Annotated in this window: 12 protein-coding genes; 6 read left to right on the plus strand and 6 right to left on the minus strand. The window is 66.3% G+C overall.

The features are described 5' to 3' along the window. The first annotated feature begins 43 nt into the window (after nt 1-43). A complete protein-coding gene (locus G3N64_RS25035) occupies nt 44-550 on the plus strand; it encodes a peroxiredoxin (RefSeq protein ID WP_205786306.1) in 507 nt (168 codons plus the stop codon). A gap of 240 nt (nt 551-790) precedes the next feature. Then, entirely contained in the window at nt 791-1,708 is a 918-nt protein-coding gene (gene lpxC / locus G3N64_RS25040) for a UDP-3-O-acyl-N-acetylglucosamine deacetylase (protein WP_011350845.1), read from the plus strand. An 87-nt stretch (nt 1,709-1,795) separates the two neighbouring features. Here lpxC and G3N64_RS25045 read toward each other — a convergent pair whose 3' ends face one another. Further along, on the minus strand, nt 1,796-2,272 hold the full coding sequence (locus G3N64_RS25045) for a DUF721 domain-containing protein (RefSeq protein ID WP_021159908.1): 477 nt from the start codon (nt 2,270-2,272) through the stop codon (nt 1,796-1,798). A 256-nt stretch (nt 2,273-2,528) separates the two neighbouring features. On the opposite strand from G3N64_RS25045, the gene secA reads away from it, so the two are divergent. The 4 genes from secA (at nt 2,529) to G3N64_RS25065 (ending at nt 8,039) form a co-directional block, all read left to right on the plus strand. After that, entirely contained in the window at nt 2,529-5,327 is a 2,799-nt protein-coding gene (gene secA / locus G3N64_RS25050) for a preprotein translocase subunit SecA (protein ID WP_205786307.1), read from the plus strand. A gap of 144 nt (nt 5,328-5,471) precedes the next feature. After that, complete coding sequence (gene argJ / locus G3N64_RS25055) at nt 5,472-6,713, plus strand: bifunctional glutamate N-acetyltransferase/amino-acid acetyltransferase ArgJ (RefSeq protein WP_205786308.1); 1,242 nt, start codon at nt 5,472-5,474, stop codon at nt 6,711-6,713. 19 nt (nt 6,714-6,732) lie between these two features. After that, entirely contained in the window at nt 6,733-7,602 is an 870-nt protein-coding gene (locus G3N64_RS25060) for an ATP-binding protein (RefSeq protein ID WP_205786309.1), read from the plus strand. After that, nucleotides 7,599-8,039, plus strand: coding sequence for an NUDIX domain-containing protein (locus G3N64_RS25065; protein WP_205786310.1), 441 nt, complete (start codon nt 7,599-7,601; stop codon nt 8,037-8,039). The genes G3N64_RS25060 and G3N64_RS25065 overlap by 4 nt, the downstream gene beginning before the upstream one ends. A gap of 66 nt (nt 8,040-8,105) precedes the next feature. On the opposite strand, the gene G3N64_RS25070 is transcribed toward G3N64_RS25065, so the two are convergent. From G3N64_RS25070 to G3N64_RS25090, 5 genes are all read right to left on the minus strand, one after another. Further along, nucleotides 8,106-8,306, minus strand: coding sequence for a DNA gyrase inhibitor YacG (locus G3N64_RS25070; RefSeq protein ID WP_027788444.1), 201 nt, complete (start codon nt 8,304-8,306; stop codon nt 8,106-8,108). A gap of 25 nt (nt 8,307-8,331) precedes the next feature. After that, nucleotides 8,332-9,087 (minus strand): cell division protein ZapD, encoded by a 756-nt coding sequence (zapD, locus tag G3N64_RS25075; protein ID WP_027783465.1) that lies wholly within the window; start codon nt 9,085-9,087, stop codon nt 8,332-8,334. A gap of 107 nt (nt 9,088-9,194) precedes the next feature. Next, nucleotides 9,195-9,803, minus strand: coding sequence for a dephospho-CoA kinase (gene coaE, locus G3N64_RS25080; protein ID WP_205786311.1), 609 nt, complete (start codon nt 9,801-9,803; stop codon nt 9,195-9,197). Nucleotide 9,804: 1 nt separating this feature from the next. After that, nucleotides 9,805-10,716, minus strand: a complete 912-nt coding sequence (locus tag G3N64_RS25085; protein WP_205786312.1) for an A24 family peptidase — start codon at nt 10,714-10,716, stop codon at nt 9,805-9,807. Nucleotides 10,717-10,761: 45 nt separating this feature from the next. Beyond that, on the minus strand, nt 10,762-11,827 hold a 1,066-nt coding region (locus tag G3N64_RS25090), incomplete at its 5' end, for a type II secretion system F family protein (protein ID WP_205786313.1).

Genomic DNA, 11,827 nt, shown 5'->3' on the forward strand with positions numbered 1-11,827 from the left:
TCCGCAACACGCTGAATAACCGTATCGCTATGAGGGACCAGCCATGATTCAAGTGGGCGACGCGCTGCCCGACGCGCAATTGTTCGAGTACATCGACGACGCGCGCGAAGGGTGCACGCTGGGGCCGAACGCCTGCAGCGTGCGCGACCAGGTTGCGGGAAAGCGAGTGGTGATCTTCGGATTGCCGGGCGCTTTCACGCCGACCTGCTCGGCGCAGCATGTGCCGGGCTACGTCGAACACGCCGAGCAACTGCGCGCGGCGGGTATCGACGAGATCTGGTGCGTGTCCGTCAACGACGCATTCGTGATGGGCGCATGGGGACGTGATCTGCACACCGCGGGCAAGGTGCGCATGATGGCGGACGGCAGCGCGGCTTTCACTCATGCGCTGGGGCTGACGCAGGATTTGTCCGCGCGTGGCATGGGAATGCGTTCCCTGCGCTACGCGATGGTGATTGACGGCGGTGTGGTCAAGACGCTGGCCGTCGAGGCGCCGGGCAAATTCGAAGTGAGCGATGCGGCGAGTGTTCTCGCGACGTTGACGTCCTGATCGTGCGGTGCGCCGTTGCCTTCCGGCAACGCTGCTCACCGGCCTCAGGGCAGTTGTAACACGGGCTGATGACCGGAAACGCCTCCGTTCCGGGCATCGGCCCGTCCCGTATCGGCGCGGGTAAACAGTCGAAACAGATTGATACGCAGTTTCAAACTACGCTGAATAGGGAATTACGCTATAATCTCCCCTATCGAATATAACTCCTGATTGATATCTTCAATCACGACGAAGAACATCATGCTGAAGCAGCGCACCATCAAATCCATCGTGAAGACCGTGGGTATCGGTGTCCACTCGGGCCGCAAGATCGAGCTGACCCTCCGTCCTGCCGCGCCGGGCACGGGCATCGTCTTCTCCCGCGTCGACCTTCCCACGCCTGTCGACATTCCCGCCGCGGCGACGTCGATCGGCGACACGCGGCTCGCGTCGGTGCTGCAGAAGGATGGCGTGCGCGTGTCGACGGTCGAGCACCTGATGTCGGCATGTGCCGGCCTCGGCATCGACAATCTCTACGTCGACGTGACGGCCGAGGAAATCCCGATCATGGACGGCAGCGCGGCGACCTTCGTGTTCCTGATCCAGTCCGCCGGGATCGAGGAGCAGAACGCGCCGAAGCGCTTCGTCAAGGTGAAGAAGACGGTCGAAATCCGCGACGGCGACAAGTTCGCGCGTCTCGATCCGTACTTCGGTTTCAAGCTGAAATTCTCGATCGACTTCCGTCACCCGGCCGTCGACAAGACCGGCCAGGAGCTCGAGGTCGATTTCGCGAATACGTCGTATGTGCGCGAGATCGCGCGTGCACGCACGTTCGGCTTCGCACATGAGGCCGAGATGTTGCGCGAGATGGGCCTCGCCCGCGGCGGCAGCATGGAAAACGCGATCGTGCTCGACGAGTACCGCATCCTGAACAACGACGGGCTGCGCTACGACGACGAGTTCGTGAAGCACAAGATGCTCGACGCGATCGGCGATCTCTACGTGATCGGCCATCCGCTGCTGGCGTCGTACACCGCGTACAAGTCGGGCCACGGGCTGAACAACGCGCTGCTGCGCGAACTGCTCGCGAACGAAGATGCGTACGAGATCGTCACGTTCGACGATCCGCAAGCCGCGCCGAAGGGCTTCGCGTTCGACATGCAGACGGCCTTCGCCTGACCTGCATTTCGCGCAAGCAACAAAAAAAGCAGCCTTCGGGCTGCTTTTTTGTTGGCCACGTGCTGGCGCTGTCGGCGTCTTGGGCCGTCAGCGCGGCTTCGCGCCATGCCGGGCCGCCATCCGCGCAAGTGCGGCCTGCAGCGGCGACGGTTCGAGATGGTCGGCCAGATCGCGCAACGCGGCCGCGCCGACCGATGTCATCCGTGCCTGCTTCACGTGCGGCGGCTCCGGTGCATCCTTCGGGCGCACGCGCACACGCAGCGTCGAGACCGGCCAGCCGCGCTTTTGCAGATCGCCGAGCAGCCGCGGCTCGACCTGGCGCAGCCGCGCGGCCAGCGCGTTGTGCGCGGCAAAGAGGGTCAGGGTGCCATCCTTCACGAAGCCCGGTTCGACGTGATTCGCCAGATAGTCGGGCAGGAGCGCGGCAAGATCGCGCTGCAGCGACGCGATTTGCTCGACGCCAGCGCGCAGCGCCGCGAACGCGTCGGTGCGGCCGAGCACTTCGGACACGGGTTGCGGGCGATATGCGGCGAGCGGGCCGAAACGCTTGGAAAATCGGTTCATCGAGACATTCTTCGGGCGCGCACGTGCGCGGACGTTGACGCCGATTGTACCCGCGCGGGATCGTGCACGGGCGGCTTTCGCCGCGTCGGCCCGGCCGCTGGCGCGCAGTGCTCGTCCGGCCGAGAGACGGGCGCATGCTTTCCCGCGTGCTAAAATTCAACGTTTGAGTCCACTAATTCGCTAAGCCGCCGAGGCTCGGGCGTCGGGGCGCGCAACACGCGCCGGGCGCCGGTGCTGCGACGCAGGATCCGATCCGATGACAACCGGTTTTCTCCAGAAAATTTTTGGCAGCCGCAACCAGCGGCTCGTCAAGCAATACCAAAAGACCGTCACGACGATCAATGCGCTCGAAACGCAGATCGAGACGCTGACGGACGACCAGTTGCGCGGCAAGACGGACGAATTCCGCCAGCGGGTCGCGGCCGGCGAGTCGCTCGACAAGCTGCTGCCCGAGGCGTTCGCGGTCTGTCGCGAGGCCAGCCGTCGCGTACTGAAGATGCGGCACTTCGACGTGCAGATGATCGGCGGCATGGTGCTCCACTACGGCAAGATCGCGGAAATGCGCACCGGCGAGGGCAAGACGCTCGTCGCGACGCTGCCCGTGTACCTGAACGCGCTGGCAGGCCGCGGCGTGCACGTGGTGACCGTCAACGATTACCTCGCGCAGCGCGACGCCGAATGGATGGCGCGCCTCTACAACTTCCTCGGTCTGTCGGTCGGCATCAACCTGTCCGGCATGGAGCACGACCAGAAGCAGCAGGCCTACGCGGCGGACATCACGTACGGCACGAACAACGAATTCGGCTTCGACTACCTGCGCGACAACATGGTCTACGAGACCGACGCGCGCGTGCAGCGGGCCCTGAATTTCGCGGTCGTCGACGAAGTGGACTCGATCCTGATCGACGAGGCGCGCACGCCGCTGATCATTTCGGGTCAGGCCGAGGATCACACCGAACTGTACGTGCGGATGAACGCACTGCCGCCGCTGCTCGAGCGCCAGATCGGCGAAGAGAAGGCCGACGGCACGGGCGTCGAGAAGCCGGGCGATTACACGCTCGACGAGAAGGCGCGCCAGGTGTTCCTGACGGAATCGGGCCACGAGAAGGCCGAGCGCCTGCTCGCCGAATGGGGCCTGATCGGCGAGGGCGAGAGCCTGTACGCGCCGCAGAACATCACGCTGATGCACCACGTGTACGCGGCGCTGCGCGCGCACACGCTGTTCCACAAGGATCAGCACTACGTCGTGCAGAACGGCGAAGTGGTCATCGTCGATGAATTCACGGGCCGCCTGATGGCCGGCCGCCGCTGGTCCGATGGCCTGCACCAGGCGGTCGAGGCGAAGGAACACGTGAAGATCCAGAGCGAGAACCAGACGCTCGCGTCGATCACGTTCCAGAACTACTTCCGGATGTACGTGAAGCTGGCCGGCATGACCGGCACCGCGGACACAGAAGCGTACGAATTCAACGAGATCTACGGTCTCGAGACGGTCGTGATCCCGACCAACCGCCCGCCGAAGCGGATCGACAAGCAGGATCAGATCTACAAGACGGCCAAGGAGCGCTACGACGCGGTGATCCGCGACATCCGCGATTGCCACGAGCGCGGTCAGCCGGTGCTGGTCGGCACGACGTCGATCGAGAACTCGGAACTGCTGTCGCACCTGCTGAAGCAGGCCGGGTTGCCGCACGAGGTGCTGAACGCGAAGCAGCACGAGCGCGAAGCGGCGATCGTCGCCGAAGCCGGCCGTCCGAACCGCATCACGATCGCGACCAACATGGCCGGCCGCGGTACCGACATCGTGCTCGGCGGCAACGCCGAGAAGCAGGCAGCGTTCATCGACGCCGACGAAGCCATCCCGGCCGACGAAAAGGCGCGCCGCATCCAGAAACTGCACGACGAGTGGGAAACGCTGCACGAGCAGGTGAAGGCCGCGGGCGGCCTGCACATCATCGGCACCGAACGCCACGAATCGCGCCGGATCGACAACCAGCTGCGCGGCCGTGCGGGCCGCCAGGGCGATCCGGGCTCGTCGCGCTTCTACCTGTCGCTCGACGATCCGCTGCTGCGCATCTTCGCGGGCGACCGCGTGCGTTCGATCATGGACCGCCTGAAGATGCCGGAAGGCGAGGCGATCGAGGCCGGCATCGTCACGCGCTCGATCGAGTCCGCGCAGCGCAAGGTCGAAGCGCGCAACTTCGACATCCGCAAGCAGCTGCTCGAATACGACGACGTGTCGAACGACCAGCGCAAGGTGATCTACCAGCAGCGTAACGAGCTGCTCGAAGCGCACGACATCACCGAGACGATCACCGCGATGCGTCACGGCGTGATTACCGAAGTCGTCCGCCAGTTCGTGCCGGAAGGCAGCATCGAAGAGCAGTGGGACGTGCCCGAGCTCGAGGAAGCGCTACGCAACGACTGGCAGCTCGATCTCGCGATCCAGGAAATGGTGAACGAGTCGACGTCGATCACGGCCGAGGAGATTCTCGACGCCGTGATGACGGCCGCCGACGAGCAGTACGAGGCGAAGGTTGCGATGGTCGGCCGCGAATCGTTCAGCGCGTTCGAGCGCTCGGTGATGCTGCAGACGGTCGACCGCCTGTGGCGCGAGCACCTCGCGGCGCTCGACCACCTGCGCCAGGGCATCCACCTGCGCGGCTATGCTCAGAAGAATCCGAAGCAGGAATACAAGCGCGAAGCGTTCGAGCTGTTCGCCGCGATGCTCGAGGCAATCAAGCAGGAAGTCACGCGCGTCGTGATGAACGTGCAGATCCAGTCGCCGGAGCAGCTCGAGGAAGCCGCCGAGCAGATCGAGGAGCGCAGTGGTCATCTCGAGAACGTCGAGTACCAGCACGCCGACTACGCGGAAGCCGGTGCGCCGGTGGCGAACGTCGCGGCTGCCGCGGCGGCCACGGCGACGGCCGACATGGTCGGCAGCGCGATGACGCACAGCGGCCCCGGCGGCGAAATGCCGAAGGTCGGCCGCAACGACCCGTGCCCGTGCGGCAGCGGCAAGAAGTACAAGCAATGTCACGGGAAGCTGTCATGATCGGCGGCGGCGCGCGTCACGCGTGCCGCGTCGTTCGAAGCTTCGAGTGAGTGATGTGAGTTGCGGCGGCCCGCGCGTGCGGCCGCTGGTTCTTCCAATCGATGCCGGCGCATGCCGGCATTTTCCATCCGGCAGGTGTGCCCCATGGCTGTCAATTTTCCGTCGATCGATCCCGCCCAACTGCATCCCGTCGCCGGCGTCACGCTCGGCTGGGCGGAAGCGAACATCCGCAAGCCGAATCGCAAGGACGTGCTGGTCATCTCCGTCGACGAAGGCGCGACGGTCGCGGGCGTGTTCACCGAGAACCGCTTCTGCGCAGCGCCGGTCACCGTCTGCCGCGAGCACCTGGCGAAGGTGCGGGCGGGCGGCGCGAGCATTCGCGCGCTCGTCGTGAATACGGGCAATGCGAACGCGGGTACCGGCGAGCCGGGCCTCGTGAACGCGCGCGAGACCTGCACGGAACTGGCACGCCTCGCGGGCATCGAGCCGGCGCAGGTGCTGCCGTTCTCGACCGGCGTGATCCTCGAGCCGCTGCCGATCGATCGCCTGAAGGCCGGGCTGCCGGCCGCGCTCGCGAACCGCAAGGCCGCGAACTGGTTCGACGCCGCGCAGGCGATCATGACGACCGACACGCTGCCGAAGGCCACGTCGCGCCAGGTGGCGATCGACGGCCACACGGTCACGCTGACGGGCATCAGCAAGGGCGCGGGCATGATCAAGCCGAACATGGCGACGATGCTCGGCTTCCTCGCATTCGACGCGAACGTCGCGCAGCCGGTGCTCGACACGCTCGTGAAGGAAGTGGCCGACCGCTCGTTCAACTGCATCACGATCGACGGCGACACGTCGACGAACGACTCGTTCATCCTGATCGCGTCGGGCAAGAGCACGCTGCCGGCGATCACGTCGACCGATTCGCCGGCCTATGCGGCGCTGCGCGATGCGGTGACGGAAGTCGCGCAGGTGCTGTCGCAACTGATCGTGCGCGATGGCGAAGGCGCGACGAAATTCATGACGGTGCAGGTGGAAGGCGGCAAGAGTGTCGCAGAATGCCGCCAGATCGCTTACGCGATCGGCCATTCGCCGCTCGTGAAGACGGCCTTCTACGCATCCGACCCCAACCTCGGCCGGATTCTCGCGGCGATCGGCTATGCGGGCGTCGCGGATCTCGACGTCGACAAGATCGACCTCTATCTCGACGACGTGCTCGTCGCGAAGGCGGGCGGCCGCAATCCGGCCTACCAGGAAGAGGACGGCCAGCGCGTGATGAAGCAGAGCGAAATCACGATCCGCGTGCTGCTCGGCCGCGGCGACGCGCAGGCCACCATCTGGACGTGCGACCTGTCGCACGACTACGTGAGCATCAACGCGGATTACCGCTCCTGATCGGGGGCGTTCGAACGACATGGACAAGCTTGAACAGTTTCTGACGCGCGCGGAAGCGCTGCTCGGCCGTCTCGAGGGGATGCTGCCGCCCGCGCCGGCAGCGGTCGACTGGACCGCCGCCCACGCGTTCCGCTGGCGCAAGCGCCAGGGGCGCGGCTATCTGCAGCCGGTGCCGGCCGTGTCGTCGATCACGCTCGACGACCTACACAACATCGATCGCCAGAAAGGGCTGATCGAACAGAACACGCGGCAGTTCGTGCAGCAGAAGCCGGCCAACAACGTGCTGCTGACCGGCGCGCGCGGTACCGGCAAGTCGTCGCTGATCAAGGCGTGCCTGAACGCGTATGCGAAGGACGGCCTGCGCCTGATCGAAGTCGACAAGGACGACCTGCACGATCTCGGCGACATCGTCGACCTGATCTCGCAACGTCCCGAGCGCTTCATCGTGTTCTGCGACGATCTGTCGTTCGAGGAAGGCGAGTCGGGCTACAAGGCGCTGAAGGTCGCGCTCGACGGCTCGATCGCCGCGCAGTCGGACAACGTGCTGATCTACGCGACGTCGAACCGCCGCCATCTGCTGCCCGAGTACATGAGCGACAACGAGACGTACAAGCATCTCCCGGATGGCGAGATTCACCCCGGCGAAGTCGTCGAGGAGAAGATCTCGCTGTCGGAGCGCTTCGGCTTGTGGGTCAGCTTCTATCCGTTCAAGCAGGACGACTACCTCGACATCGTCGGGCACTGGCTGCGTCATTTCGGTTGCCCGGATGCGGAGATCGAGTCCGCACGCGGCGACGCGCTCGTGTGGGCGCTCGAGCGCGGCTCGCGGTCGGGGCGCGTCGCATGGCAGTTTGCGCGTGACTGGTCGGGACGCAAGGAGCAGGCATGAGCGCAGTCGCACAAGGCGCCGTGCGCGCGCCCGATGGCCGCAAGGTGACGGAAGTCGCGGTCGGCGTGATGGTGCAGCCGGACGGCAGGTACTTGCTCGCGCAGCGGCTGCAAGGCAAGCCGTATGAAGGTTACTGGGAGTTTCCGGGCGGCAAGCTGGAGGCCGGCGAGAGCGTCGAGGACGCGCTTGCACGCGAACTGCACGAGGAACTCGGCATCGAAGTCACGGCCAGCCATCGCTGGCACACGCTCGAGCACGATTATCCGCATGCCTACGTGCGGCTGTATTTCTGCAAGGTGACGGGCTGGACGGGCGAGCCGCACAGCAAGGAAGGGCAGGCGTTCGTGTGGCAGCACCTGCCGGTCGACGTCGCGCCGTTGCTGCCCGCCGCGCTGCCGGTGCTCGAACTGCTCGAGAAGGAAGCGGCGTCGAACTGACGCCACGATGGCCGGCCGGAAAGGCGGGCCATATCACGGACGGGCTGTGCCAACGCCGCGCGCCACTCAGCTGTCGCGGCGGCCGTCCGTGCCGTCTTCTTCCGACGAGGGGCCCTCGTCGGAGGATCCACCGATCCGATACTTTTCCGCGGCCCACGCGCCGAGGTCGAGCTGCTTGCAGCGGGCCGAGCAGAACGGACGGAACTGATTTTCGGGCGTCCAGCGCACTTCGGCGCCGCACGACGGGCATTTCACAACGGTAGTCATACGAAAGCGATCCGGCACGCGGCCGTTACAGATTGCACAGTGTCAGATGGAACGGCACGTCGATGTCCACCGCGCGCGGCCGCACATCGCCGTCCTGCATGGTGAACCGTACCCACAGCATGTATTTGTTGGCGCTCGCTTCGGGAATGACGCGCAGCTCCGGCGGCACGCGCACCTGCATCAACTGGTAGGTGCGGCCGGACAGCATCTGCTGGTAGCTGCCCTGCATCGCCATGACCTTTGACGCCTGGCCCGATTCGCGTGCGAGCCGCAGCACGATCGCCGCGGCGTCGCGCAGCGGCAGCATCGGCAGGATCCACTTCGCGATGTCCTGGCGCCGCTGCTCGGCGGGCCACTGCTGCCATGCGTAGTACGACGGCAGGTCGAACTTGCACGTGCCGCCGGGAATCACCGCGCGGCTGCGGATGCTGGCGAGCCACTCGTTGTCGACGAGGTGCTGCCCGGTCTTGCCCTGCATCTGCGCGAGATTCGCGAGCGTCTGCTCGATTTCACCGAGCACGGCTTCGAGCGCGTTCTGCTCGATACCCGGATTGCCGCGAAAGGGGGCGAGCGTCTGGCGTTGACGTTCGAGCTCCTTCATCAGATCCGATTTCAGGTCCGCGCGGCCCGTCACCTCGGCGATTTCGAACAGCGTCGTCAGCGCGACGTGGTGTTCACGCGGGTCCTCCTGAGCCAAAAAGAACGCGAAGCGCTCGAAGAGATCTTCGAGGCGCAACAGCGTGCGAATTCGCTCGTTGAACGGATACTCGTAAAGAATCAAGCGCGCTCGCCTCTTGGGTAGGAATTGAAACAATGCAGGACATTCTAATGCTCACTCTCTACCCTAGCAACGCGCCAATTTCGTACACCATCACGATCGCGCGACGCTCAGCGCGCAGCGGCCGCAAACCCGAGATAGCGTTGGTGCAGTGCATCGACCTGCGCGGCGAGCGCATCGGGCGTTACCGCGTCGTTGACGATGACGTCGTCGGCCGCCGCGAGACGGGCTTCGCGCGTCGCTTGCCGCGCGATGATCGCTTCGACCTGCTCGCGCGTGAAGCCGTTGCGCCGCATCACGCGTGCGATCTGCGTTTCGACCGGGCAATCGACGACGAGCACGCGGTCGCTGCGCGCCTTCCAGTTGCCTGACTCGACGAGCAGCGGCACGACGAACATCACGTACGGGCCCTGCGCTTCGCGCGCTTCGCGATCGGTCTCGGCGCGGATCAGCGGATGCGTAATCGCTTCGAGGCGCCGGCGCGCGGCGTCGTCGCTGAAGATCAGTGCGCGCATTTTCGCGCGGTCGAGCGAGCCGTCGGCGGCGACGAAGCCGCGGCCGAATGCCTGTTCGATCGCGGGCATCGCGAGGCCGCCCGGCGCGGTGATGCGATGGGCGATCAGATCGGTATCGACCAGAGACGCGCCTCGGGCGGCGAACAGGTCGGCGACGGTCGTCTTGCCGCTGCCGATGCCGCCGGTGAGTCCAATTGCGAACATGTCAGCCTCCGAGCGCCGAATAGAAAGGGGTGCCGAAAAACAGCGTCGCGACACCGCCTGCCGCGAGGAACGGGCCGAACGGAATCGGCTCCTCGAAGCGCATGCGGCCGCGCCAGGTCGCAATGAGCCCGACGATCGCACCCGTCACCGCGGCGAACAGCACGACCTGCGGCAATGCGGCCCAGCCCATCCATGCGCCGAGCGCGGCGAGCAGTTTCAGGTCGCCGAAACCGATGCCCTCGATGCCGCGCAGCCATTTGAACAGCCAGTAGATCGTCCACAGGAACAGGTAGCCGGCCATGGCCCCGATCACGGCCGAGCGTAGCGACGCGAACGTGCCGCCGAGGTTCAGCACGAGCCCGGCCCAGAGGAGCGGCAGCGTCATCGAGTCGGGCAGGTAGCCCGTCCGGATATCGATCGCGCTCATCGCGAGCAGCGCGGCACACAGCGCGAACGCCGCAAGCGCGGCGACGGTCGGGCCGAATGCCGCGAGCGAGCCGGCGGCGAGCAGTGCGCATGCGAGCTCGACGACCGGATAACGGATACCGATCGCGTGGCCGCAGCTGCGGCAGCGCCCGCGCAGTATCAGGTAGCTGACGAGCGGGATGTTTTCCCATGCGCGCAGCACGTGGCCGCAATGCGGGCAGGCGCTGCGCGGGCGCCACAGATCGTAGCGCGGGGGGTAGCCGTCGTCCGGCGGGGCGCTCGCGTTGCCGGTCGCTTCATCGATCTCGGCCTGCCACGCGCGCTGCATCATCACGGGCAGCCGGTGCACGACCACGTTCAGGAAGCTGCCGACGCAAAGGCCGATGACGACCGCGAACGCATACTGCATCGCGGGCGGCAGCATCGCCAGTGCGAGCAGCGTGCTCTCGGGCGAATCGGTAACGGCGTACAGGGGCGCTGGCGTCATGAGGCTCAAGGTTCGGACTAAAAGGCGACAGAATCGGTTGCGATGCTACACCACGTTGCCGAGCTGAAGGATGGGCAGGTACATCGCGATCACGAGGCCGCCGACGAGTGCGCCCAGTACGATCACGATCAGCGGTTCGCCGAGCGCGGCGATTGCATCGAGACGCGCATCGAGCTGGCGTTCGCACAACGCGGCGATGTCGGCGAGCATCGTGTCGAGCGCACCGGTCTCCTCGGCGACGGCGATCGGCTGCACGACGTCGTCCGGAAAGCAGCCGGCCGACTGCATCGCGTCCGCGAGGCGCGCGCCGCGCAGCACGCGGGCTGCGATGTGCGCGGTGGCGCGTTCGAACACCGGATGGCCGGCCGTGCGCTCGAGTGTGGCGAAGGCGTCGGCGAGCGGCACGCCGGCACCGAGCAGCGTCGCAAGCGAGCGGCACCAGCGTGCGGCTGCGAATCGACCCAGTGCGCTACCCACGAGCGGGGCGTGCAGCAGGCGCTGCGCGACAGCGTGGCGCAGCGGTGCCGACCGCTGCAGCGCGTGATGTGCGGCCAGCCCGGCTGCCGCCGTGCCGGCAGCGAGCACTCCGCCCCACGCAGACAGTGCGGAGGACAGCGCGAGCAGCGCACGGGTCGGCGCCGGCAGTGCGGCGCCGAAGCCGTCGAAGATCTGCCGGAACGTCGGCACGACCCACACCATCAACGCGGCCGAGATCGCGAGTGCGAAGAGGATGACGGCCGCCGGGTAGGCGAGCGCGGCCCGCAGCTTGCGCCACTGCGTGTCGGCGCGCTCGCGGTGTTCCGCGAGCCGTGTCATCACGATGTCGAGCGAGCCGGACGCTTCGCCGACCTCGATCAACTGGCGATACAGCGTGCCGAACTGCGATGGATAGCGTGCGAGTGCATCGGCGAAGCGCCGGCCGCCGACGATCTCGCGGGCGAGACCTGCGGCGATGCGCGGCAGGCCGTCGCGCGGCCGCGTACGCGCGAGCATGTCGAGCGACGGCGCGAGCGGCAACCCGGCCTGCAGCAGGCTTGCGAGCTGGCGCGTGAAGCGCGTGATGTCTCGCGCGCCGGCCGTTGGCGGCCGGGCCGGCCCGCGGACGTCGAGC

The organism is Burkholderia sp. Ac-20344 (assembly GCF_017104975.1).
Lineage (GTDB): Bacteria > Pseudomonadota > Gammaproteobacteria > Burkholderiales > Burkholderiaceae > Burkholderia.